Origin of the sequence: Microbispora sp. CA-102843 (genome assembly GCF_050936215.1) — a bacterium.
Classification (GTDB): Bacteria; Actinomycetota; Actinomycetes; order Streptosporangiales; family Streptosporangiaceae; genus Microbispora.
The window spans coordinates 9,182,027-9,206,347 of sequence record NZ_JBNJNF010000001.1 but is presented as its reverse complement, the minus strand read 5'-3'; the positions used below and the strand labels follow the sequence as shown (position 1 = coordinate 9,206,347).

The 24,321-nt window shown below is 70.6% G+C and carries 23 protein-coding genes; 17 read left to right on the top strand and 6 right to left on the bottom strand.

All coding sequences use genetic code 11. The annotated features are described in order from the left end of the window. Positions 1-1,116 (top strand): ATP-binding protein, encoded by a 1,116-nt coding sequence (locus tag ACQEVJ_RS42920; protein ID WP_433110924.1) that lies wholly within the window; start codon positions 1-3, stop codon positions 1,114-1,116. Continuing rightward, a complete protein-coding gene (locus ACQEVJ_RS42915) occupies positions 1,113-3,920 on the top strand; it encodes a DUF5682 family protein (protein ID WP_433110922.1) in 2,808 nt (935 codons plus the stop codon). The genes ACQEVJ_RS42920 and ACQEVJ_RS42915 overlap by 4 nt, the downstream gene beginning before the upstream one ends. 62 nt (positions 3,921-3,982) lie before the next feature. Here the strand turns inward: ACQEVJ_RS42915 and ACQEVJ_RS42910 are convergent, their stop codons facing one another. Both ACQEVJ_RS42910 and ACQEVJ_RS42905 read right to left on the bottom strand, forming a co-directional pair. Further along, positions 3,983-4,459, bottom strand: a complete 477-nt coding sequence (locus tag ACQEVJ_RS42910; RefSeq protein WP_433110920.1) for a hypothetical protein — start codon at positions 4,457-4,459, stop codon at positions 3,983-3,985. Between the two features lie 409 nt (positions 4,460-4,868). Beyond that, positions 4,869-5,840, bottom strand: a complete 972-nt coding sequence (locus ACQEVJ_RS42905) for a hypothetical protein (RefSeq protein WP_433110918.1) — start codon at positions 5,838-5,840, stop codon at positions 4,869-4,871. Between the two features lie 651 nt (positions 5,841-6,491). Between ACQEVJ_RS42905 and ACQEVJ_RS42900 the strand changes: the two genes are divergently transcribed. From ACQEVJ_RS42900 to ACQEVJ_RS42890, 3 genes are all read left to right on the top strand, one after another. Then, a complete protein-coding gene (locus ACQEVJ_RS42900) occupies positions 6,492-6,965 on the top strand; it encodes a hypothetical protein (protein ID WP_433110916.1) in 474 nt (157 codons plus the stop codon). Between the two features lie 136 nt (positions 6,966-7,101). Further along, entirely contained in the window at positions 7,102-7,470 is a 369-nt protein-coding gene (locus ACQEVJ_RS42895; RefSeq protein WP_433110914.1) for a hypothetical protein, read from the top strand. Positions 7,471-7,802: 332 nt separating this feature from the next. Continuing rightward, the gene (locus ACQEVJ_RS42890) at positions 7,803-8,072 is read left to right on the top strand and encodes a hypothetical protein (RefSeq protein ID WP_433110912.1); all 270 of its coding nucleotides are present in this window, start codon (positions 7,803-7,805) and stop codon (positions 8,070-8,072) included. Between the two features lie 314 nt (positions 8,073-8,386). On the opposite strand, the gene ACQEVJ_RS42885 is transcribed toward ACQEVJ_RS42890, so the two are convergent. Next, the gene (locus ACQEVJ_RS42885; RefSeq protein ID WP_433110910.1) at positions 8,387-8,713 is read right to left on the bottom strand and encodes a hypothetical protein; all 327 of its coding nucleotides are present in this window, start codon (positions 8,711-8,713) and stop codon (positions 8,387-8,389) included. Between the two features lie 193 nt (positions 8,714-8,906). After that, on the bottom strand, positions 8,907-9,947 hold the full coding sequence (locus ACQEVJ_RS42880; RefSeq protein ID WP_433110908.1) for a sporulation protein: 1,041 nt from the start codon (positions 9,945-9,947) through the stop codon (positions 8,907-8,909). A gap of 291 nt (positions 9,948-10,238) precedes the next feature. Here ACQEVJ_RS42880 and ACQEVJ_RS42875 point away from each other — a divergent pair, with 291 nt between their 5' ends. Continuing rightward, on the top strand, positions 10,239-11,255 hold the full coding sequence (locus ACQEVJ_RS42875; RefSeq protein ID WP_433110906.1) for a lysylphosphatidylglycerol synthase transmembrane domain-containing protein: 1,017 nt from the start codon (positions 10,239-10,241) through the stop codon (positions 11,253-11,255). A 4-nt stretch (positions 11,256-11,259) separates the two neighbouring features. On the opposite strand, the gene ACQEVJ_RS42870 is transcribed toward ACQEVJ_RS42875, so the two are convergent. Together ACQEVJ_RS42870 and ypfJ are read right to left on the bottom strand one after the other, a co-directional pair. After that, the gene (locus tag ACQEVJ_RS42870; protein ID WP_433110904.1) at positions 11,260-11,940 is read right to left on the bottom strand and encodes a DedA family protein; all 681 of its coding nucleotides are present in this window, start codon (positions 11,938-11,940) and stop codon (positions 11,260-11,262) included. A 115-nt stretch (positions 11,941-12,055) separates the two neighbouring features. Then, a complete protein-coding gene (gene ypfJ, locus ACQEVJ_RS42865; RefSeq protein WP_433110902.1) occupies positions 12,056-12,940 on the bottom strand; it encodes a KPN_02809 family neutral zinc metallopeptidase in 885 nt (294 codons plus the stop codon). Between the two features lie 390 nt (positions 12,941-13,330). Here ypfJ and ACQEVJ_RS42860 point away from each other — a divergent pair, with 390 nt between their 5' ends. From ACQEVJ_RS42860 to ACQEVJ_RS42810, 11 genes are all read left to right on the top strand, one after another. Continuing rightward, positions 13,331-17,251, top strand: a complete 3,921-nt coding sequence (locus tag ACQEVJ_RS42860) for a metallophosphoesterase (protein ID WP_433110900.1) — start codon at positions 13,331-13,333, stop codon at positions 17,249-17,251. Between the two features lie 126 nt (positions 17,252-17,377). Then, on the top strand, positions 17,378-18,502 hold the full coding sequence (locus ACQEVJ_RS42855; protein WP_433110898.1) for a HupE/UreJ family protein: 1,125 nt from the start codon (positions 17,378-17,380) through the stop codon (positions 18,500-18,502). Between the two features lie 48 nt (positions 18,503-18,550). Then, positions 18,551-19,192: a cysteine hydrolase family protein gene (locus ACQEVJ_RS42850; protein ID WP_433110896.1), complete on the top strand. Its 642-nt coding sequence runs from the start codon at positions 18,551-18,553 to the stop codon at positions 19,190-19,192. Positions 19,193-19,333: 141 nt separating this feature from the next. Continuing rightward, positions 19,334-19,930, top strand: a complete 597-nt coding sequence (locus tag ACQEVJ_RS42845; RefSeq protein WP_433110894.1) for a class I SAM-dependent methyltransferase — start codon at positions 19,334-19,336, stop codon at positions 19,928-19,930. 6 nt (positions 19,931-19,936) lie between these two features. Further along, positions 19,937-20,062 carry a hypothetical protein gene (locus ACQEVJ_RS42840; protein ID WP_433110892.1) on the top strand — a complete coding sequence of 42 codons (126 nt, stop codon included), beginning with the start codon at positions 19,937-19,939 and terminating at the stop codon, positions 20,060-20,062. A 75-nt stretch (positions 20,063-20,137) separates the two neighbouring features. Continuing rightward, positions 20,138-20,998 (top strand): TIGR03619 family F420-dependent LLM class oxidoreductase, encoded by an 861-nt coding sequence (locus ACQEVJ_RS42835; RefSeq protein ID WP_433110890.1) that lies wholly within the window; start codon positions 20,138-20,140, stop codon positions 20,996-20,998. Between the two features lie 201 nt (positions 20,999-21,199). Beyond that, complete coding sequence (locus ACQEVJ_RS42830) at positions 21,200-21,799, top strand: sugar O-acetyltransferase (protein WP_433110888.1); 600 nt, start codon at positions 21,200-21,202, stop codon at positions 21,797-21,799. A gap of 323 nt (positions 21,800-22,122) precedes the next feature. Then, entirely contained in the window at positions 22,123-22,257 is a 135-nt protein-coding gene (locus ACQEVJ_RS42825; protein WP_433110886.1) for a hypothetical protein, read from the top strand. A 120-nt stretch (positions 22,258-22,377) separates the two neighbouring features. Then, complete coding sequence (locus ACQEVJ_RS42820) at positions 22,378-22,938, top strand: hypothetical protein (protein ID WP_433110884.1); 561 nt, start codon at positions 22,378-22,380, stop codon at positions 22,936-22,938. After that, on the top strand, positions 22,868-23,569 hold the full coding sequence (locus ACQEVJ_RS42815) for a sensor histidine kinase (RefSeq protein WP_433110882.1): 702 nt from the start codon (positions 22,868-22,870) through the stop codon (positions 23,567-23,569). Before ACQEVJ_RS42820 ends, ACQEVJ_RS42815 begins: the two co-directional genes overlap by 71 nt. After that, positions 23,566-24,243: a response regulator gene (locus ACQEVJ_RS42810; protein ID WP_433110880.1), complete on the top strand. Its 678-nt coding sequence runs from the start codon at positions 23,566-23,568 to the stop codon at positions 24,241-24,243. The genes ACQEVJ_RS42815 and ACQEVJ_RS42810 overlap by 4 nt, the downstream gene beginning before the upstream one ends. Positions 24,244-24,321: the final 78 nt, after the last annotated feature.

The following is a 24,321-nucleotide window of genomic DNA, read 5'->3' as shown; positions in this document are numbered from 1 at the left end:
ATGACCAATGAGATGCTCCGTGCGCCCGCCGAGGTGAAGTACGCCGAGGAGCTCGACTGGCTGGAGTCGATCGACGACGGCCCCAAGCCGTTCTCCTGGCGGCTCAGCCCCCGGATGGTCCGGCTGTTCGTGCTGGGCAGCGAGCGGTCCGACGGCCTGGACCGCGAGATCCCGCAGAAGTGGTTCGGCGACCGGAGCTTCGTCGAGCGCAGCATCGTGACGCTCGCCTCCGACCGCGGCCTGCTGCTGATCGGCGACCCGGGCACCGGCAAGAGCTGGCTGGCCGAGCTGCTGTCCGCCGCCATCTGCCGCGACTCCACCCTGGTCGTGCAGGGAACGGCGGGCACCACCGAGGACCACATCAAGTATTCGTGGAACGTCTCGATGGTGATCGCCAAGGGCCAGTCCCGCGAGTCGATGATCCCCTCGCCGATCATGACGGCGATGGAGCAGGGCATGATCGGCCGTTTCGAGGAGCTGACCCGCTCCACCAGCGACGTGCAGGACGCCCTGATCTCGATCCTTTCGGAGAAGTACGTCTCCGTTCCCGAGCTCGACACCGACAACACGGTGTTCGCCAGGCCCGGGTTCTCGATCATCGCCACCGCCAACAGCCGGGACCGGGGCGTCAACGACCTGTCCTCGGCGCTGAAGCGGCGGTTCAACTTCGTCCGCATCCCCGTGGTGACGAGCAAGGCCAGCGAGGCGGAGATCGTCCGCTTCCGCACCACGGAACTGCTGCGCCGGCACCACATCGAGCTGGACGTGCCGCCCGCGCTCCTGGACATCCTGCTGCAGAGCTTCGCCGACCTGCGCGCCGCGGCGGCGTCGGCCACGAGCGAGGACGAGAAGCTGGAGTCGGCCCTGTCCACCGCCGAGCAGATCGGCGTGCTGGAGGACGCCATCCTGCACAGCAACTTCTTCGGCGACCGCACGCTGCGCGCCGAGACGCTGGCCGGCGCCCTGGTGGGCTCGCTGGCCAGGCGCGCCCCGGAGGACCTCGCCATCCTCAACAAGTACTGGCACGGCGTGGTCGAACCGCGCAGCAAGAACGACGGCGGCGAGTGGACGCGGTTCCTCGACGGCGGCCGTCAGGCGATCTCGACGCTGTCATGAGCACCTTCGACGCCCTGCGCGAGCAGCTGCTCGACGCCGCCGCGGCCTTCTCCGGCGGCAAGGACGCCCTGCCCGCCATCCTGTCCGGCATGGTCGACGACGTCGACCGCATGCTGCGCGAGGAGCTGGAGATCTTCCCGGTGTGCCACCACTCGCCGGCCTCCGCCCTCGCCATGACCCGGCGGCTGCGCGACAAGCGGCCCAAGGTCGTCTATTTGGAGCTGTGCGAGGACCTGCGCCCGCTCCTGGACGAGCTGCGCAACTGCCGGCTGCCGGTGGCGCTGCAGGCGTTCGCCACCCAGCTCGACGGGTTCCCGGCCGGCTCAGGACCGCTCAGCGTGATCGCGCCGGTCACGGAGGCGTCGGCGGAGTATCAGGCCATCGCGTACGCGCTCGACACCCCCGGCGTCGAGGTGGTGCTGGTCGACCGCTCGGTGGACCACGTCTTCCAGTGGCTGCCTCAGGAGACCGACGGCGAGACCGGCGGTCCGGCCCCGCGGGAGTCCGGCTCGGTCGAGGACGGGCACGGCGATGAGGCGGCCCTGCAGGGTGACGCCGTGGGCGTCGAGATCGGCGACCTGCGACCGCGCTTCGCCGAGCTGGAAAAGCACCTGCTGCACCACGGCAAGGTGCGGCACTGGTCGGAGTGGTGGGACCAGTACGTCGAGCAGCCGCTGACCGGGGCCGACTACGACACCTACCGCCAGGCGATGGCGCTGGTCGGCAGCCTGTTCCGGCGGCTGCGCCCCGACGGGGACGACCGCCTGCCTGTCGACGAGGAACGCGAGCGCTATATGTGGACGCGCATCCGCGAGCACCTCGCCGCGTCGGGCGCCGACCCCGCCGACTGCCTGTACGTGTGCGGGGCCTTCCACGCCGTCAGCACGATCGCCGAGTTCGGCCTGCGGTCCGAGGCGCCGTACGAGATCGGCCCGCGCACCGGCACCCGCTGGCTGTACGGGCTGATCCCCTCCAGCCACTCCGCGATCGAGGCGCAGTTCGGCCTGGCTCAGGGCTCGGTGTCGATCGCCGCCGCCACCTGGGCCAAGGCGGTCAAGCGCGGGGGCGTCACGTCCTTCCGGCTGGAGGGGCAGCAGGGCGGACGCGGGAAGCGGGCCGCCAAGGCCACGCCCAAGGCCGCACCGCCCGTCGCCGCCGAGCCGGAGGCCGACCGGCTGGCGGGGTTCCTCGCCACCCCGCCCGCGCTGGACGGCCTGGACGAGGACGAACTGCGCGGATGGTGCGTCGACATCGTGCGGCTGGCCCGCCGCAACGGCTATCTGGCCAGCACGGCCGACGCCATCGCCGTGTTCGAGACGTCGATCCTGCTCGCCGGGTTGCGCGGCCGGGCCAGGCCCACGCCGTACGACTTCGCCGACGCGGCCGTCACCTGCATCGAGAAGGACGTCGTGCCGGGCCGCCGGGACGTCCGCCGCCTGTGCGAGATCCTCCTGGGCGGCGACAAGATCGGGATGGTCGGCTACGAGGCGCTGCCCCCGCTGGCCCGCGACGTGTACGACCGGCTGGAGCCCCTCGGGCTGGACCTGACCAGGCGCACCCAGCAGCGGGTGCTGCTCGACCTCAAGGCGGATCCCGAGCTGGAGCCGTGCTCCGACCTGCTGTGGACGCTGCGTCACCTGCTGCCCGACGGCGCGATCCGGCCGATCATGGGGGCGCGCCGCCTCGGCGAGCGGCCGATCCAGGAGAGCTGGGACGTGGCGCTCGGCCGGCACCAGCGGGAGATCATCGAGCTGGGCTACGAGGGCGTCACGGTCGAGCAGGTGCTGGAGCAGCGGCTGCGCCGCAAGGCGTGGGACCCCCAGGCCACGGCGGGAGTCGCGCTCGCTGCCGTCGAGGACGCCATCCTCTACCTGGGCGGCCGCCGCCTCGCCGGCGAGCTCGGCGCCCGCGCCGTCGAGCTGCTGGCCGCCGAGCGCACCGTGGACGACGCACCCGAGGTGCTGCGCCGGATCAGGCGGCTGCTGACCTACTACCGGGCGAGCGAACCGGAGCTGCCCGCCTGGTGCGAGGACTTCGTCACGGCCGGGTACGCCCACTACTGCACGCTGCTGCCCACCGCCTTCGCCGACGACGACGCCGGCGTGCGCCAGGTCGGCGCGATGCTCGGCTTCCTGTTCACGCTGGAGAGCCTCGCGCTGTCGCTGGGCTGCGACCGGGCCCAGCTCGAACTGGCCGTACGGCAGTCGCACCCGCGGGCACCGGCCAAGGTCGCGCTGCTGTGGGCGGCGCAGACACAGCTAGGCCTGCTGACCAGGGACGAGCTGCGCGCCCGCTGCGACGAGCTGCTGGCCAACCCGCTCGTCGTCCCGGCCTATCCGCTCTATGTGAGCGGGTTCGTCCAGGCGCTCGAACCCGTCCCCGGCCTCGCGCCGTTCGTGGTCGAGGCGCTGTCGAAGGCCTTCGCACGGCTGCCAGACCCCGTCCTGCTGCCGTGGCTGCCGACGTTGATCACCACGTTGCGCCGGCACGCGCCGGAGCTGGTCCCTGTGCTCGTCCGCGAGGCCGGCCGGACCTTCCCCGGCGCGCTGGCGGAGCTGGACACATGGACCCCGCCGTGGGAGCGGCCGGCCGGACCGGCACGGAAGGCCGGGGCGGCACCCGCGCCGAGCGGGCCGGTGTCCGCGCTGCTGACCCGGCACCCGCGGGCGTGCGACGCCGTGGCCGCGCTGCTCGGCTGCACGGCGGAGTGGGGGAGCGCGGGGCAGGAGAACGGCGAGGTGCGGGCCCTGCTGGCCCGGCACCCGGTGACGACCGGCGCGGTCGCCGCGCTGCTCGGTGCCTGAGCCGGAGCGGCATGCTGAGGGGGGGCACCGTCACGGAGGTCAGGCAACCCCGCGGGCGTTCATCACCCGATGGTTCTGGGACGCCGGCGAAACCGGCAGACCGGAGGTGTGCGCCGCTCAGCCAGTTCCTCCAGCACTGCGTCGAGCCTCCGCCGGCACCCGTACGGCTTCGCGTGCCGCGGGCGCCCGTCCCGCCTTCCTCCGGACGCGTCGGCCGGGGCGTCGGTCATCAGGCCCCACTGCCAGTACCACTTCTGCACGCCGTGCAGCACGCATACATAGAGGGTGCCGATCTCGCTGGAGCACTGTGCGGCGTACGCCGTGATCTGGTCCCAATCGGCGACGAGCGGCGTGGTGGTGGATCCATCGGCGCGGACGTGCGTGAGCACGTACAGGCGCAGGTGCTGGTCGAACTCGGCTTCGACGACGTCGCCGAGCAGGCGCGGCTGCTGCCGGGTCAGGCCGGCTCGGGATGGGGGCCAGGCCGAGGCGGCTAACAGGCCCAGCAGCGCCACCTCGATGCACCAGTCCAAGGTCATCGGAGGGGTTCCCTTCGTCGGAGGCCGTACCAGGGTTCGTCCCCGGGCGAAGCTCGGCCGCGGGGCCGTCACGCGGGCCACGTTGCGGGGTGACGGGATCGGGACGCGGGTACGGTCCACAGGTGAGACGAAACAAGGAGAGCGGCTGCGACGATGCCGGTCGCAGCCGCTCTCTCGCGGCGCGTTTCCATTCGCGCCCCTGCTCCAGGTAGCGGGGCGGAATGCAAACGATCATCCGGTGTCCCGGAAGGCAGCTCCGCCGCGAACCGGACGAGGGACGTCCACTAGTTACCCCCACGTCCCTCGCCTTTCTCGGCGGTGGCGCGCACTCGCCGAGAGCATTTCGGTGCTGTCGTCGCCGGCGCTGCGGCGTCCCCGTTCACCGCGCCGGCTGACACGAGGTGACCGGTTAGCGGTGTCCCCAGCCGCCGGAACCGCCGGAACCGCCCTGACCGGGGCCGCCCTGACCGGGGCCGCCGGAACCGCCGGGGCCGCCGTGGCCGGAACCGCCCTGACCGGGGCCGCCCTGACCGGGACCGCCGGAACCGCCGGGACCACCGGGAGTGCCGTGGCCGCCCCAGCCGCCGCCCGGACCACCGGGAGCGCCGTGGCCGCCCCAGCCGCCGCTAGGACCGCCGTGACCGGGGTCACCCGGACCGCCGTGGCCGCCCCAGCCGCCGCCAGGACCGCCGTGGCCGCCCCAGGTGCCGTTGCCCCAGTGGCCGCCCCAGTGGTCGCCGCCCCAGTTGTGGCCCGGGTTCCAGTACCCGCGGCCGGGGAGACCGTACCAGCGGCCGGGCAGGCCGATGGTCGAGTCGCAGCCCCAGCTGCCGGGCAGGGGGTACTGGCGACCGCCGACGATGTAGACCGGCGTGGTCAGGCCCGCCCCGCAGGACGGCGAGACGTAGACGCCGCCGTTGACGACGTACTGACAGCTGGGAAGCATGTAGGTGCGGCCGGCCACGACGTACTCGTGGATACCGGTGCCGAGCTGGTAGCCGGGAAGGCCGTACCAGCGGCCGGGCAGGCCGGTGACGGCCTGGTCGCACCAGTCGCCCGGCAGGGCGTAGGTGCGGCCGGACAGGATGTACACCGGCTTGGTCAGGCCCGCCCCGCAGGACGGCGAGATGTAGACGCCGCCGTTGACGACGTACTGGCAGCTGGGGAGGATGTAGGTCTTGCCCCTCAGGATGAACTGATGGACGCGGATGTCCGCGCGCGGATCCGGGCCGCGCCTGGGGGTGTCGACCTGGCGGGAGACGCTGCTCGTCGCCTGCGACGCCGTGCTCGCCGCGCTCGCGGCTTCGGCTGCCAGCACCGCGGGAGCGATCAGGGCAGCGGTGGCGAGTGCCCCCGTGAGGAGGGCCTTCTTCATCGTCAAGAGACGATTCCTTTCGTGAGGTGTGCTGCTGTCGGATCGAACACGCATCCCGGAAGCCGGCGGTGTGACGACGGCGAAGCGGGATGCGCAGGACTGCAGTCGAGGCGGTTCGAGTCGGACTCCCCGTGAGAGCCTCCGCCGAGGATCAGGGGTGACCCCGGATCGGAAACGCGTAATGCGATCACGAGTCCCCATTTCTGTCAGCAGATTTTGACGACACGGAGGGCTGGAAAAGGTCGAGAGTCCGCACCCCCGCTGCTGCCGCGATGGCGTCCGCCGTGGTGCGGCGGCACGTGCCTCGTTTGAGCAGACCGTCGATGCACTGTCTGGTAACGGCTGCCTGGCGAGCGAAATCGGCCACGCTGTGACTGCGACCGATCATCAAGGCGCGCAAGAGCGCCACGCTCCGAAGGTGCATCTGCGGCTTTCCCGCCATAGCGAACCTCTCCGATGGAAACTTCATCATCAGATTCTGCTGACGTCCCGACTGCAGGTCGCACTCTAATCCGACCGAGCGCACGGGTGCACGTGAAAACGAAAGGTTTCCGCGAATAAATCTTGTGAAGGACGGCGTTTTATGACGCATCTTGTTGACACAACTGGTCCCTGGCTTCGTTGGGGTTTGCTCCCTGTCGTCAGGATCTAGCGGGCATGATGGTGGTGATCGCGGCCAGAAAGAGTCGAGGAGCTGACAACCGAATGCCGTCGCAGCGCGTGACACCCGACCAGCCCCCCACCCCCCTGAGCGACTGCATCCGCGGCTATGTGGCGGACAAGGGGATGAGCATCCGTACGCTCGCGCTGAGGTCGGTGAGTGGGAGTACGGGTCAAAGCCTCACCGCCCAGTGGATAACCGACGTGCTGAGCGGCCGGGTCTCGCGCATGCCTGATCTGTGGCGCCTGGAGGCTCTCGCGGCCGGGCTCGAGATGGATCCGGACAGCGTCAAGGCACTGGCTATCAGCCAGTGGATTGGGTGGGATATCGCCGACGTTCGGACCGGCCCCGGAGAACGCCTGATCTTCCGCGTGCCCGCGGGTTATACATCTGAACAGTGCGCACGCCTCGCCGATGAACTCATGCAGGCGATCAACAGCGCGGCCGAGCCGGAAAGGGAGGAAAAGTGATTTTCCGGATGCACGGTCGCCTTCGCCGGTGCTGATGCGTCAAACTTTCCTGGCATCGAGCAGCGAAACGATCGGGGACGTGATTGCACAGAAAGGATATGGTGGATGATTCGTGTCATCACCGTCGCAACCATCAGTGGAATTCCGTCGCGCCCAGTTGCTGCATAGCTCCCCGGCAGTAATCCACCACGCACTTCAAGGCAACCGGATCATCGCCTATGTCGACGAGAGGCAGTTCGCCCCCGAGCTGACCATCCCCATGGACGAGATCGGCGCGGCGACGCTGAAGCTGCTTCAGCCCGTCGAGGACGCACGCCCGATGCCGGCGCTCCGCGTCCGCATCAGAAGAACCGGAGATCTCGGCCATGAGCTCGCCGTGGCCGAGTTCGCGACGGAGGAGATCACGGTTGCCGTCGAAAAGACCCTCATCACCGAGGAACTGGCCGCTGTCCTGAGTGACGCCGGCACCGCGGTCACCCGCGCCTTCGTCCGGCGAACGACGTGAGCCCCGGAACGTCTGGAACGTGCCAGGCGGACTTGCCGGAGTCGATGGGGGCGGCTGCCGTCCTCAGTCGATGGGAGGAGATCGAAAGGCGGCGTCAGGGAGTCGGCACGTCTTCGCAGGACGGCCGCTGGTGAGGCGGAAGGAGACCGCAGAAGTCGGGTTCATGCAGGCGAGGACGCGTGTGCCTCGACGGATGAGTGGAGCCGTGATGCCGCCGGGCCCGCATCGGCAGGGCCTTCCCCCCGTGTCTTGAGCGGTCGTGCCTTGAGCGGTCGTGCCTTGAGCGGGAGCGGTGGCCGGGCGGCGTTTGCGCGGGCATCGAGGGAGAGGTCGTGGGTGGGATCGCGACATCGGGGACCGTCGTGGTCACGGTGCCGGCGGGCGGGGGCGAGCCCGGCACCGGACCGGCGGCGTCGGTGCTCGCCCAGACGCTCACGGCGGTCAGGACGGCGGCCGCGGTCACGATCGCTGAACGGATCAGCTTGGGCCGTGTCAGGAAGCGATGGCGCCTGGCCTTCGGCAGCGGGGAGGGCTCCGGTTCCGGCTCATGCCGGCTGAGAGGTTCGCCACCGGTGCTGTCGCCCCGCCCGGGAGGCGCGTAGGGCGGCGGCTTGGGCCGGGCCGTGCGGCCGGGGCCGTAAGGTGCTCGTCCCGTACTCCGGGGAGAGCGTGGTCTGTCGTGGCCGTTCATCGCGCGCTCCGGATCGAGGAAGTCGTGCCATGCACGAAGAGAGACGGAATGGCTACGAAAGGTATCCGAAGATCTGGGGATTGCGGCCGGCTTTGGCCCCAGGTTGTCAGCAAAATTTGCTGACAACCTGGGGTTTTTAAATCCCCCGCCGAGCGCATGCTCGATCGAGGGTTGTGCGTGCGATCCTCAGGCGGGATCTCTCATGAGGTCCCCGATCGCCGTGGATCAGTCGCAGGGGGTGGCGTAGTAGTCGGCCCCGCAGTCGTCGCCGTAGAGGCCGTCCACGAGGACCACCGGGGCGCTCCAGTAGCCCAGCGGGCGGCTCCAGTAGCCGAGCGGACGGCCCCAGTAGCCACTGTAGCCACCGTGCCAGGGGCGACCCACGGGGTGATCCCACCCGTGCCCCCACCCGCCGGCGTGACCCGGAAGGTCGGCCTGTGCGGTCGTGGCCGACTGAAGCGGGGTGGCCGTCTCCGCCGAGGCGGCGATCGGCGCCATGACGACGAGTCCGGCGGCGCAGGCCGCGCCGGCCAGGAGTAGTCGACGGATCATGCGTAACCTCCTGTTTGCGTGATGTCACTTAATGTGACCGCTGCCACGCTACAACTCCGCTGATCACGCTTGTGGACGACGACACATCAAGCGATGGCAATGTCGCGGGCGGCGAACGGCCTCGCCTCCCCGCTCCCCGCCCGGGGCCGTACCTGGCGGTGCCGTCCCGGGCGGAGAGGTGGCGGGTGGGGCCTTACCAGTCGCCGTCCCCGCCCTCGTCCTCGTCGTCCTCGAAGATCTCTTCGACGATCTCGCCGGCCACCAGGCCGCCGACGATCCCGGCGGCGCCGGCCGCGGCAACCGCGCCCCAGCCGGGGCCGCTGCGGTGCTCCTGGTGGTGGGGGTGGTGGCCCTCGTAGTGGCCGCCGTGCCCGTGGTCCCCGTGCCCATAGCCGTGCGCATAGCCGTGCCCGTAACCGGGCTCGTAGCCGCCGTGGTGGTCACCGTACGGTGCCCCGTGCTGGGCGCCGTACTGGCTGAGCCCGGTCAGCCAGCGGTCGATCTCACCGGGCCAGTTCATGCGCGCCGCGTCCTCGTGGCCGACGCGGAAGCGGCCGATCGCGTCGCCGGAGTAACGGCCGGCCCGCTTGTCGGCCTCCAGGATCACCTCCAGACCTGCGGGGTCGGCCACGAAGGTGAGCTCGACCTCCCCCACCACACCGGCGTGCCTCGGGGGCGGGTAGAACTCGATCTCCTGGTAGAACGGCAGCTCCTGGCGCACGCCGTACAGGTGGCCGGCCTCCAGGTCGGCCGACTTGAAGGCGAAACCGAGCTGGAGGAACGCCTCCAGGACGCGAAGCTGCGAGGGGAGCGGCTCGACGGCGACCGGGTCGAGGTCGCCCTTGTCGACGGCCTTCGCGATGGACACCTCGGTGCGCACGCCGAGCGCCATGCCGGTCAGGCGCTGCCCGTCGATCTCACTGATCGGGGTCTCCCACGGCACCGGGATCTGGAAGGGGATGCTCCGGTTCTCGCCCTCGCGCAGGGTGAACGGACCGGACACCCGGGCGCGGGAGAACTCCCCGAGCCCCGCGCTCTCGCCGTCGCCGTGCTCGATCTCCACCCCGGCGACCAGGCCGAGAGTGATGTCCTCGATCTCGGCGTCGAAGTCGCCGCCGGACAGTCTCACCTCGCCCGTGAGCACGCCGCCCGGCCGGACTCGTGGGGTGGTCAGTACGGTGTCCACCGAGGGGGCGCCCACCCCGAGAGCGCCCAGCATCCGCTTGAAGACCACGTGTTTCTCCCTGTCGACGGTCGATGAGGTGTGTCAGCCGCCCACCTGAACGATCAAGCGCGGTGGCCGGGTTCCGGCCGCCCGTAAAGATCGCTCTTCCGGTGATCAGCGCCGCCCGGCAAGCGGTTGCCGCGGTCGCTGGGCAGGGTTTTCCGCAAGCTTGCCGTCAATTTTGCTCAAATGTGCAGGTTTGGGATTGTTCTCCATTTGACTCTCATATACGGGCGAAGCGGACACGGTGCGAGGGGGCGGCGAATCGGCGTGGAGACCATTCCGGCGGAGGCAGCAGAGGTGGCTGCGAGTCGCGCGTCCCGCAGCAGGGTCGTCATGTCGCTGATCTCCCTGGCGCTGGCGGCCGTGCTCATCTCCTTCCTTCCGCACATCACGGGAGTCACCTGGGGGCAGCTCGACGAGCGCCTGGTGCGGGTCGGCTGGGGCGCGATGGCGGTGCTCACGGGGCTGTGGCTGGCCGGGCTGTGGGCGTACTCCCACGTGGTGAGCGACTCCCTGCCCGGGTTGAGCAGACGCCGGGCATTGCTGGTCAACTGCGTCGGCAGCGGTGCCAGCAACGTGCTGCCGTTCGGCGGGGCCGTGGGCGTGGCCATGACCTTCGCGATGATGACCAGGTGGGGCTTCGGACGGCGGCCGGTGGTGACCTCGACGGTCGTGACGGGTGTGTGGAACCTGTTGTCCCGCTTCCTGCTCCCCGCCGTGGGACTCGTCTGCCTGCTCGGCGCGGGGTACATGCCGGATCGCCGGCTGGCGACGGCCGCCGGGGTCGGCGGCGCGTTGCTCATCGGCGTCGTCGTCGCCATGTCGGCCGCCCTCCATCGGGAGGCGGTGGCCGACCTGCTGGGGCGGGGCCTGGATCGGGTCGTCCGGTTCCTGCCGCTCAAGCGGAAGCCGTGCCTGCGAGACTTCCTGCTCGACCTGCGTCACTCCACCATCGAGATCACTCGTACGCGCTGGCCCCGGCTGACGCTCGGCATGGTCGCCTACATGGCGCTGCAGTGCGTTCTGTTCATCGGGTGCCTGCGGGTGACCGGCGCCGAAGTCGCCGTCCCCGAGGCGGTCGCCGCCTTCGCGATCAACCGGGTGCTGACCACCGCCGTCATCACCCCCGGCGGATCGGGGATCAGCGAGTCGGCGACCGCGCTGGCGCTGATCGGCTTCGGCGTCGAGCCCGGGGCGGCCACGGCGGCGGTGCTGCTGTTCTGGTTCTTCGCCCACCTCATCGAGATCCCGGTGGGCTGGTTCGCCTGGAGCATATGGTCGCTGACCGCACGGGCACGGCCCGCATCGCGATAACGCCTCAACGCTGCTGTATCCACCCCTTCACCGGGCGGCCGGAGGGCGTAGTGGCCCTGGCGCACTTCGCGACCGGTGAGCGCGGCCGGATCAGCCGGCGGACGCCCAGGCCGACGACGGCCAGTACGACGAGGCCGGCCACGACCAGGAGGCCGACCTGCCCGGAGACCCGCTCCACCAGCTCGTACGAGCCTCCCGCGGCGTACCCGAGCCCCACGGTGCCCGCCCCCCAGGCCAGGCCGCCGGGCACCTCGTAGGCGAGGAATCTGGCGTACGGCAGGCGTCCCATGCCGGCGAGCATGGGGACCAGGGCGCGCAGCAGACCGACCCAGCGGCCGAAGAGGACGGCCCACCCGCCGCGCCGCCGCAGGTAGTCCTCGGTGCGGTCCCAACGCTCCGCGCTCACCCGGCGGCCCAGCCGGCTGTCGCGCACACGGGGCCCCAGCCGCCTGCCGATCTGGTAGCTGATCGAATCCCCGGCCACCGCGCCCACGCCGGCCACGGCCATCATGAGAGGCAGGCTGACGTGCCCCGTGAAGGCGAGGAAACCGGCCATCAACAGGGTGAGCTCACCCGGCACGACGAGCCCGATGAGCGCGCCCGTCTCCGCGCAGGCCATCAGCCCGACCACCAGGTAGGCCCATGGGCCCGCCACCGCCATGAACTCGTGCAGCCCCTGCGTCATCGGATGCCCCCCGCCGCCGCGATGACTGTCTCCCCACACAATGCACGTCACAAGGGGAACGCCAGTAGCTCGCGGCGGGAAAACCTCGGTAAGCGTCGAGCACGCAGGGAAAACGTCAGATGGTGCCGGAGAACGTGTCGCATCGGGCGGGGACGCCCGTCTTGTATCCCGTGGTGAACCACTTCACCCGCTGCCGTGAGCTCCCATGCGTCCACCCCTCGGGATCCACCCTGCCCTGGGTGCGCTTCTGGATCCTGTCGTCGCCCACCGCCGCCGCGGCGTCCAGAGCCTCCTGGATGTCCGCCGCGGTGAACGGGCTCTCGTAGAACCCCGTGTCGACCGCGTTCTTCGCCCACACCCCGGCGTAGCAGTCCGCCTGAAGCTCCAGCCGTACGGAGGCGCTGTCCGCCCCCTGGCTGTCGCCGCCGACCCGCCGGGTGGTGCCGAGGAGGTTCTGCACGTGGTGGCCGTACTCGTGGCCGATCACGTACGCCTGGGCGAACGGCCCGCCCTTGGCGCCGAATTGGCTCTCCAGCTCCTTGAAGAAGCCGAGGTCGAGGTAGACCCGGCTGTCGGCCGGGCAGTAGAAGGGGCCGACCGCCGAGCTCGCCTGGCCGCAGCCGGTGCTCACGGCGTTGGTGAACAGGACGGTCCGCGCGTTGCGGTACGGCTGCTTGCCCCGCTCGGCGAAGGCGTCCCGCCAGTATTTCTGGACGCTGTTGACCACACCCACCACGCGGCACTTCTCCGACTGGTCCGCGTCGCTGCCCTTCTTGCACTGGGCACTCAGATCCGAGGCCGGACGCGCGCCCGTGGATCCGCCGGACGAGGAGTTTCCACCGCTGAGGAGATCGGCCGGGTTGACGCCCAGGAGCAGGGCGACGACCAGGGCGACGACGCCGACGACGCCCCCGCCGATCGCGAGCCCGCCGCCCGGGAACCCGCCACCGCCCTCCTCCACCTGTGACGCGTCGAGATCCACATCGTCGCGGAAGTCCATCGCGCCCGCCTTCCTGTCCCGGGACCTGCCACGCCTATGATCCCCGACGGCCGCCGCTCGCTCATCCGGTGCTCTGTCAGCAGAAGTGCCCTTTCCGGACATACAGGGATAAATCTGCACGAAGTTCGGCAGAGTGTTGTGCTTTGCGGAATTGCGGGCGTTGTGACCTAGTCGTTCCTGATTCGTAACGGATGACCAGAATGAGGCGATAGTTCGTCTTTGCTTCAGTCTCTTCACGCACTTCGTTCACTCGCGAGATCCACTGTGACCGCTCGAGACCGCGCCGCTTTACCGGCGCTTTATGCAACGTGATGGAAGGGACTGCACCTGATGCAGCCAGTGGCAGCGAGAAAGCTGCTGGGAGGCCTGAGGAGGCGAGGGCGTCTCGCCGTGGCCGCCGTGATCGCCATGGTCGCGACTCTGCTTGTCAGCGGCGTCGTGACGGCGGCGCACGCCGACCCGAAGCCGGGAGGAGCGAGTCGTGGGCGCCCAAGCCCGACGCCGACCGGTTCCCCCACCCCGCCCACCCTCAGCCCCGCCGGCGGTTCGTACATCGAGGGCACGGTCAAGGTCGCCGCGGTCCCGGCCGCGGCCGGTGACAGCGTCACCGAGCTGGCCGTCGACGGCACCGCTCTGAACGCCACCCGTACGGTGGGCGTGTCGAGGCTCCGTTTCGACGTCGGCTCGAACTCGACGGAGGCGCGATACCACAACTACGTGCTCGTGAACGGCGTCTACCGAAGCGACATCGGCGACCTCGTGAACGAGCGGGCGACCATCGAGATCCCGAACGAACACCTCGTCAAGGGCGAGAACACCATCGAGATCTTCGCCGGGACGATCCAGAGCTCGTGCGGCACCAACTACGACGACTTCGTCCTGTCCGACGTGGGCCTCGAACTGCTCGGTGAGGTCGCGGACGGGGAGGACAACCCCTACACCCTGTCCTTCGGCGACGGCAACTGCGGCTCGAACACCGCGCTGCTCAAGCAGGCCGCGCTGAAGTTCTTCGTCAAGGGCGACCCGCAGGGCACCACGGGTCTCGCCACGGACCTGGACACCACGAGGCTGGGCAACGGCGAGCACGCCGTCACCGCCAAGGCCGCGTCCGGGGCCACGGTCAAGCACACCGTGACGGTGAACAACGCCCCGGCCGGGGCGCCCCGGCTGCTGCCCACGGACGGCACGCTGGTGGCACACACCACGCCGATCCACGCGACCGTGCCCGCCGCCGGTGCGGGCGGCGTCTCGTCCCTCACCGTCGACGGCGCGGAACCCGCCACGAAGGCCACCCTGGGCAACGGCGCGGCGATGTTCAGCTTCGACGTGGGCGCGGACTCGATCGACGACAAGTACGACGACTTCCTGCTCGTCAACGGCAAGCGCATCGACCTGGGCGGCACCTGGGCAAGCCGGCGCGTCACGGTCGCCGTTCCCGCCCGGTTCCTGGTGCCCGGCGACAACACGGTCAAGGTCGTGACCGGCGACTGGAAGGCGTCCTGCGGCACCGACCGCGACGACTTCACCATCGCCAATCTCGACCTCGCCCTCGACGGCGCCACCGTGAAGGGTCAGGACATCAAGCCGTCCTACGACCTGGGCGACGGCGACTGCGGCAGCAGCCAGACCGCCCTCCGCGAGGTCGAACTGCGCTACACGATCGACGCCCCGGCGGTGCACGTCGTCCAGACGCTCGGCTCGGGTGACGCGACCCTCAGCTTCACCGTGGGCACCAACTCGATCGAGGCGCGCTACCAGAACTACCTGCTCGTGAACGGGCGGAAGGTGGTGCTCGACGGCGACTTCGTGAGCCGGCGGGTCGACTTCACCTTCCCGAACGAGTACCTCGTGCCCGGCTGGAACACGATCGACTTCGTGACCGGCACCTATCCGACGTCGTGTGGCAACAACCGCGACGACTTCGCGATCTCGAACATCGCCCTCACCCCGGTGCGGGGCACGGCGACCGGTCAGATGCTCAAGAGCTCCTACAGCATGGGCGACGGCAACTGCGGCGACAACGTGAACCTGCTGACCGAGATCGACCTCGAGTTCCTCGTGGACGCCCCCGCCGGCGGCCTGAGCGCGGATCTCGACACCACCGCGATCAAGGACGGCAAGCACACCCTCGCCGCGATCTCGACCACGGGCGAGACCGCCACCCGTACGCTGATCACCGACAACTCGGCGCCCAAGGTCGCCACGAGCGTCCCCGCCGCGGGCGAGAAGATCACCGCGTCCGTCGTGCTGGACGTCAAGCTGGAGGACGCCTCCGGCGTGGTGTCCGGGCCGGACGTCACGCTCGACGGGCAGCCGATCGCGCTGGGCGCCCAGGTGGGCCCCGGACTGCGGCCCGGTTCGCACACCCTCGCCGTGACCGCCGCTGACTCGCTCGGCAACACCGCCACCCGGGAGGTCTCGTTCGAGTCCGCCGGCGTCCCGGACGCCCCCGCCGAGCTCACCCCGGCGTCCGGAGCCGTCGACGTGTCGGGCTCCGTCACGCTCTCGGCGAAGGTCGCCGAGCCCGGCGGCGGCCAGGTCAAGGCGACGTTCTCCGAAGCCGACATCCTGACCCCGAACCAGGCGTTCCAGGGCGTGGCGGAGACCGTCCCCACGACCCTGAAGGTGCCCGGCGAGAAGAAGGTCAAGGCCGCGGGGCTGGAGCCTGCCGACGGCGCGACGCTCGACGCGCCCGCCGGCCGGGACATCACCTACCAGCGGTACGACATCCAGGTGAAGGGGCACGTGGACGCCCCGGTCCTGCGCTGGGAGGGCGTCATCGACCCCGAGCGCCTGGTGTCGCTGCGGGCGTGGAACACCAAGACCCGGGCGTGGGATCTGCTGACGAGCTCCCGCGGCGCCCCCGAGGGCCAGACCGCGCTCACCGCCGTGGTCGCCGACCAGTACGTCGACGGGCAGCAGGTCCACGTGATGGTCACGGGCGAGGACCCCTTCGCCGACGACATCGACCCCGGTGACCCGAACGGCTTCGCCGACCCCTCCACGTACGACTTCTCGATCGTCCACTTCACCGACACGCAGTACCTGTCGGAGGGCGCGGTGGAGCAGGAGACCGCCGAGGAGCGCGCGGTGTGGGAGTCCGCGTACGCCGGGGTCGTCAACTGGATCAAGGACAACAAGGACCAGCGCAAGATCTCGTACGTCGCGCACACCGGCGACCTGATCGAGAACAACATCCGCAAGCCCGCGGACGAGGCGACGCAGCGGCAGGTCGTCGGCGAGTTCGAGGTCTCGTCGAAGCAGCAGCGCGTCCTGGACGAGGCGAAGATCCCGAACGGCGTGATCGCCGGCAACCACGACAACCAGTCGGGCACCGAGGACGGGCCGGAGGCGATCTACAACAAGTACTACGGCCCCGGCCGCTACCAGACGGCGGCGCAGGGCTGGCAGCACGCCGAGTACGGCGGGCCGTGGAAGGAGGGTGACAACCAGAACCACTACGACCTGTTCTCCGCCGGCGGGCTGGACTTCGTCGTGGTCGGCCTGTCGTACGGCGTCACCCGGGAGGAGGCCGAGTGGGCCGACTCCATCTTCAAGCGGTTCCCCGACCGCAACGGCATCCTGCTCTCGCACGACTACCTCGTGCCGAGCACCAACCCGGACGGGCGCGGCGCGGCATTCTCGGCGCCCGACGGCTCGATGCTCTACAAGACGGTGGTCGAGAAGAACCCGAACGTCTTCCTCATCCTCGCCGGGCACGAGCACGGCGTGGCCACCAACGTGAAGCCGAAGGTCGGCCAGGTCGGCAAGGGCGTCGTCGAACTGCTGGCCGACTACCAGTTCTACACGGTCTCGGCCGACCGCCTCGGGCTCACCCAGGTCGGTGGATACAACCCGGACGACCAGCTCCAGTTCGGCGCGAGCTTCTTCCGGCTGCTGCAGTTCAACGTCAAGCGGGCCGAGCTGACCGTGGACACCTACTCACCGCTGCTGAACGACTTCGGCGCGGGCGAGTTCGACCCGCTGCGCCGTTACGACGGCCGCGAGGACAACATGGTGCTGCCGGTCGATCTCACCACCCGTACGACGAGCTTCACGACCGACTCGCTGGCGATCTACAAGCCCACCCGGGTCGTCGGCACGAGCACGGTCCCGTCGGGTCAGGTGGCCTCGGTGACCTGGAACCGTCTCAAGGGCGACACGGCCTACGCCTGGTTCGTCACCGCACGCTCCACCGGCGGCGGCGTGACCGCCTCCGAGCCGAGCGTCTTCGTCACGAAGGACGAGCACGGCCGCCCCGGTAAGTGGGGACCGGACTCGCCTCTCTACCGCTGGTTCCACCGCAGGTAACCGTCATCGCCGCCCCGGACCCCCGCGTCAGCGCGGAGCGTCCGGGGCGGCCTTCCCCCTCGAACCTGGGCCCCTCGAACCTGGGCCCCTCGAACCTGGACCCCCTCGAAACCTGGAGAACGAGACATGTCTCGCAGGCTGTCCGCCGCCGTCCGCGCTCTCGCCTGTGTCCTCGGCGGCCTGATGGCGTTCTCCGCTCCGGCGGCGGCGCACAACGCGACCACCAAGGCGCACGCCACGGTGACCGGAACGGGCGCGGACGTCAAAGTCGTGCTCGACCTGGAGTACGACCTCCTCATGAAGTCGGCCTGGCTGTACGCCGAGGCGTACGACGCGAAGGAGCGGGCCGAGCAACTCCGCCAGCTCAAGAAGAACCACGCCGCCGTCGTCGACTACGTCACGCGCCGCTTCGCCGTGGCGTACGGCGACAGGCCCTGCACGCCCACCCCGGTGGGCGACGCGGGCGTGCGCGACCGCGACAAGGTGGCCTTCGCGGTGGTGACCCTCGACTACCACTGCGCGGGCGACGGCGGGGCAGGACACGCGATCTCAAGTGCGCTCTTCCCGGACGCCGAGAGCTTCGTGCACAGCACGGAGACGATCGTCGGCTACACGCTCGACGGCACGACGGGTTCCGCGGTCCTGAGCGCCGGGAACCCGACGCTGCGGGTCGGCGAGCACCGGGCCTCCAACCAGGTGGGGGAGTTCTTCCTGCTGGGCGCCGAGCACCTGCTGTCCGGCCTCGACCACATCTTCTTCCTGCTCGCCCTGCTCATCGGCGCCCGCCGCCTGCGCGACGTCGTCGTCACGGCCTCCGCGTTCACGGCCGCCCACAGCATCACGTTCCTCCTTGCGGCGCTGGGGATCGTGGACGTTCCCGCGGGGATCGTCGAGCCGGTGATCGCCGTGTCGATCATCGTCGTGGCCGTCGCCAACCTCCTGGGCCGCGACGAGGACAAACTGGGCAGGTGGCGGCTGCCGATCGTCTTCGCCTTCGGCCTGGTGCACGGGCTCGGCTTCGCGAGCGCGCTGGACATCGACGAGAAGGGGTCGTGGGAGCTGCTCCTGTCGCTGCTGAGCTTCAACGTCGGCATCGAGGCGACCCAGCTGCTGATCATCGCGGTGCTCTTCCCGCTGCTGGTGCTGCTGCGCCGTACTTCCGCGGTGCGCTGGGTGCCCGCCGCCATGTCGGTCCCCATCGTGGCGGTCAGCCTCTACTGGTGCGTCGACCGGATCACGCTGCCACTTTGATCGGGCACTCTGCCGGTCGGCGATGATCCACCGGCGTAGGGTGAGCCTGTGACCGACCCCCACCTGGCGCCCAACTGGGCCTCGTCGGCACTGCTGACGATCGACGTGCAGCGTGACTTCCTCTCCGACGCGCCATACGGTGTGCCGGGCACCAGCGAGTTGCTGCCGGCGATGGCCGAGCTGACGGCGGCGTTCCGGGAGGCCGGGCGGCCGATCGTGCACATCGTCCGTCTGTACCACCCCGACGGCCACGACGCGGACCTCGTCCGACGGTCCCTGCTGGCGAGCGGGGCCCGGATCGTCATCCCCGGCAGCGCGGGCAGCGCCCTGGCCGAGCCGCTGCTGCCACCCGGCGCCCCGCCGCTGGACGCGGACCTGCTGCTCAGCGGCCGCCCGCAGCGCCTGGGCGAGCGCGAGTACGCCCTGTTCAAGCCCCGCTGGGGCGCCTTCTATCGGACTCCGCTGGACGAGATTCTCCGGGAGTGGGGGGTGGACACGCTCGTCGTCGCCGGGTGCAACCTTCCCAACTGCCCCCGCGCGACGCTGGTCGAAGCCAGTGAACGCGACTATCGCCTGGTCCTGGCCGAGGACGCCGTCTCCCGCCTGACCGACAGCGGTCGCGACGAGATCGAGGGCCTGGGCGTCACCCTCGCGGCCACCGGCACGATCGCCGCCGCCCTGCCGTCCTGACCACGTCCCGCGGCAGCGCCGTACGTCCCGTGGCAGCGCCGTACGTCCGGCGGGGCGGCGGACGGGCGCTCGGCTTCGCGACGAGGCCCGCACCGTGGTCGAATCGTTCATCCACCTCCTTCCACTGAGGAGCCGAAGACCATGAACGATCGATCCCTTGAGGAGACCAGGGAGTTCTTCGCCGCGAGGGCGGCCACCTGGGAGGAGAAGTATCCCGACGACGGCCCGGCCTTCGCCGCCGCGATCGCCGAGATGGCCCTGCCTGCCGGGGGTTCGGTCCTCGACGCCGGATGTGGAACCGGCCGCGCGTTCTCCCTGCTGCGGGACGCGGTCGGGGCCAGCGGGCACGTGGTGGGCGTGGACGTCACCCCGGAGATGATCCGGTCGGCCCGCGCGCGGGGACGAGGTGAGTACGGCCGGCTGCTGATCGCCGACGTCGGGCGGCTTCCGCTCCGCGACGGCGTGGCCGACGGCGTGCTGGCCTCCGGGCTGATCTCCCATGTTCTCCAGCCGGGGGCGGTGCTGTCCGAGCTGGCCCGGGTGACCCGCCCCGGCGGGAGGCTGGCGCTGTTCCATCCCGTGGGCCGTGCGGTGCTCGCGGCACGGCGCGGCCGCACCCTCACCCCCGACGACATACGGGCCGAGCACAACCTCCGTCCCCTGCTGCACACCGCCGGCTGGACCCTGCTCGACTACCACGACACCGATGAGCGCTATCTGGCGCTGGCTCGGAGATGAGAGACCGTGGCGACCAAGACCCTCCACGGGCCGATCCCGCTGCTCGACGACGTCACTCCACCGGCCTCGACCTCCCCCCGGCCAGTAGGTCTGGGCCGCAAGGCCACCGAGACGCATGCCTACCCGGCCTGAGACGGCTCCGCCCTTGCCTTGACGCCTGCGGCAAGGTTCTAGCGTGATCGCGAACCACCGGCCCGAGGAGCCCCGATGAAATTCGCGATCAGTTACTCCACGGCGGGCGGGCTCGACCCCGACGCGCTCGTCGCCTATGCCCGCCATGCCGAGAATTGCGGCTTCGAGGGGCTGTACCTGCCGGAACACATCGTGCTGTATCCCGGTGCCGCGATCGGCTCCTTCGAGATCCCGCCGACGCTGCCCTACCCCGATCCGCTCGACTGCCTGGGCTTCGTCGCGGCGGCCACGCGACGCCTCCTGCTCGGCACGGCCGTGCTGCTGTTGCCGTACCACCACCCGGTTGTCCTGGCCAAGCGCCTGGCGACCGTCGACGTGCTGTCGAAGGGGCGGATGCGACTGCTGACCGTGGGGCTGGGCACCCTGCCCGGCGAGGCCGAAGCGACGGGGGTCGACTTCGGCACCCGCGGACGCCGTGCCGACGAGGCCATCGACGTGCTGCGGCTGCTGTGGGAGGGGGACGAGAAAGGCGTCAGCTTCACGGGCGAGTTCTTCGGGTTCGACGACGTGTGCAGCTATCCCAAGCCCCATGGCGTCACACACCTTCCGATCCACGTGGGCGGGTCGAGCCGGGCCGCCGCGCGCCGCGCTGGACGGCGTGGCGACGGCTACTTCCCGGGCGGCGCGCTCACCGCGGAGGAACGCGCCATCCAATGGGAACTGGCCCGCACCGCGGCCGCCGAGGCCGGCCGCGATCCCGACGTGCTGGAACACACGCGCTGGGGGTCGATCGACATGTCCCCCGAACGCGTCGAGACGTACGCCGCACAGGGCGTGACCCGCATCGTGGTCAGCCCCTCTTCTACCGAACCGGAGCGCCAGCGGGACGAGATGTCCGCGTTCGCCCAGCGGTTCGCCCTCCCACGTACCGACTGACGCCTGGCTCGGTGCGACGTGTGACGTCAATCGCGCGGCCGGTTCCGCAGGTCATGCGGCCAACAGGAGAGGCCCCCATCGGCGTCGGTCGCCGGCCTCCGCAACACTTGATCCTCGACGAGCACTCAACCCGGCACCTGCGCGGCCAGGCTCCGAATCGGTCGCGCAGCCGACGAAGATCGAACGCGGCAGGAGACAACCGTGAGCCTCGAGGCACAGCGCGCCCACATCCTCACCGGGCAGATGTACAACGACCTGACCGACGAACTGGTCGCCGCCCGCCGGCGCGCCGTGCTGCTCACCAACGCCTACAACGGCAGCTTCGGCGCTCCCCAGGCCCAGCGCGAGGCTCTCCTGCGTGACCTGCTCGGCCACGTCGGCCCCGGCGCCCACTTCGAGCCCACCTTCCGGTGCGAGTTCGGCTACAACATCAGCGTCGGAGCCGGCTTCTACGCCAACTTCGACGCCGTCATGCTCGACGGCGCACGAATCACGATCGGCGACAACGTCCTGCTCGGACCGCGCGTGAGCATCTACACCTCCAACCACGCCATCGATCCCGGCGAGCGCGTCGCCGGGGCCTGCTACGCCAGGCCCGTGACGATCGGCGACGGCGTGTGGATCGGGGGCGGGGTCACCATCAACCCCGGTGTGACCATCGGCGACGGCGCGATCGTCGGCTCCGGGGCCGTCGTGACCCGAGACGTCCCCGCGCGCGTCATCGCCGCCGGTAACCCCGCCCGGGTCCTGCGCGAGATCACCGAGCAGGACGCCACCGGCTGGCGCCCCGACGCCCCGTAGGCGCGCCCGACGTCTCACGGACACGTCGAGCCCGACCTGTCCGAACGCACGCTCTGGGGCCACCGTCGCCCGGGCCACCGCGAAGTCGCCCCAGCGCGGTCGCATCGGCGGACTCGCCACTCGAACCCCGCGAACGCCTCCACGTGAGGTTCGCGGGTTCGGTCGTCTGTACGGCCGGGGGTGACGGTGCGGTTCTCAACCCACAGTTGGAGCGAGCGGCCCGGGCGGATCAATCCGTACGCCGATGGCGGCGAGGCCGGCCGCTGGGAGTCTGGGTGTCGCTGAACCCCCGCGAAGAATCCCTCCGAAATGCGGAGTCTCCGATGACCACCAGCCAGTACCAGCTCAACCTCGGCCTGCTCGCCTACGTCCTCTACAGCGATCTGGGCACCAAGACGCTGACCAGGCTGCGCATGATCCTCACGCCGGGCATCGTCGCCGTCGCCGTAACGTCGTGACCAGGCCGTGCGGGCCGGTCCGGCGGCCGCCGGCGACCCATCCCGGCGGCATCCACCGACCCGAACCCACCGGCCTGAACCCACCGGGACTGTGCCCGCCACCACCGGGAGGACGTACGCGTGAAACCGCAGGACCGGCCGCAGACGCCCGCGCGTCGGCCGAGCGACCACCGTCGCACTTTCGCCGCGCTCGCCCGGCTGACCGCGGCGGCCATAGCGGTGAGCACGGTCGCGGGCGGCCTGCCGCCGGGTATGGCGGCGCGCGTCGCCGTACCGGCGCTGACGGTGGTGGCCCTGGCGCTGTGGCTCATCGGTGCGGCCCGCGGCGTCACCGAGACGCGCCTGCTCGTGGGATGTCTCGTCATCGCGGGCCTGTGCGGCGCGGCCCTGGGCCTGCTGAACCCGTCCGGGCCCGGGTTCGTCATCTCGTACATGGCGATCGCCGTGATCGGGCTGCGGCTGCCGCGTCGGATCGCGCTGCCCGGCAGCGCGGTCGTCGCGGTCGCGGCCGCCCTGACGGAGTGGCGAACGTCCGATCACGCCGTCAGCGCCATACTCAACCTGGGCGGTCGGCGCGTGCTTTCTGTTCGTGGCGTCGGCGTTCGCCGCGGTGAGCCGCGAAGCCCACACGCAGGCGGAGGCGCTGCTGGCCGAAGAGGCCGCGGCCCGCGCCGCCCGTGAGCAGGCCGCCGTGCTCGCCGAACGCGGCAGACTGGCCCGCGAGCTGCACGATGTGCTCGCCCACACCCTGTCCGGGCTGGCCGTGCAGCTGGAAGGCGCCCGGCTGCTGGCCGACAAGACCGGCGCCGACGAGCGGCTCGTCGCCCAGATCGGCACCGCGCAGCGGCTGGCCCGCGACGGCATGGTCAGCGCCAGGGGCGCCGTCGCGACGCTGCGCGGGGACGCGCTGCCCGGAGTCGGGCAACTGCCCGAGCTGATCACGCAGGCGCGGCTGGGCACCGGCCTGGCCGCGCGCCTCGTCGTGTCCGGCGAGCCGCGGACGCTCCCGCCGGAGTCCGGCCTCGCCGTCTACCGGACGGTGCAGGAGGCGCTGACCAACACCGCCAAGTACGCCGGCTCCGGCGCGCAGGCCACCGTCACCCTCACCTGGGCATCCGACCGCGTGAGCGTGGAAATCCTCGACACCGGCGGAGTCCCCTCCACCGCCCTGCCGTCGGGCGGTTTCGGGCTGACCGGTCTTGCCGAACGCGCCGAACTGGCCGGAGGACACCTCGACGCCGGCCCCACGCCCGATGGCTGGCGTGTCCACCTTGTCATGCCCACCCGCCTACCTGAGGAGATCAGCCGGTGACCGCCGTACCCGACCGCATCAGAGTCCTGATCGCCGACGACCAGAAAGTGGTCCGTGACGGGCTCGCGATGATGCTGGGCCTGCTCGACGACATCGAGGTCGTCGGCACCGCCGTGGACGGGGCCGACGCGGTCCGCCAGGCCGCGGCCACCGAACCCGACGTCGTGCTCATGGACCTCAGCATGCCGAACGTCGACGGGGTCGAGGCGACCCGGCAGTTGGTGGCGGCCGGCGGTCGCGCCCGAGTCGTCGTGCTCACCACGTACGCCGACGACACCTGGGTGTTCGGCGCCCTACAGGCCGGCGCCCGGGGGTTCATCACCAAGGACGCCGGCGCGGAACAGATCCGCGACGCCATCGTCGCGGTCGCCTCCGGCGAGGCCCAGCTCGACCCCTCGGTACAGCGGCGCCTGCTGGAGGCGCTCTCCCACAGGGCGCCCGTCGGCGTGACAGGGCCCCCGGCGCCGCCCGGCGACGGCCTGACGGCCCGGGAGACCGAGGTGCTCACCGAGATCGCGAAGGGCCTGTCCAACACCGAGATCGCGCAGCGTCTGTTCGTCTCCGAAGCCACCGTCAAGACCCACGTCAACCACCTGCTGGCCAAGACCGGCTGCCGTGACCGTGCGGCGCTGGTCGCGTACGCCTTCCGCACCGGCCGAGCCGGGGTGGACTGACCGGTCGTGGTCTCCACCTCTGGGTGGAGACCACGTCGCCCGGCACTCCATCCGTCACCCGATGACCGCCGCGGCGTC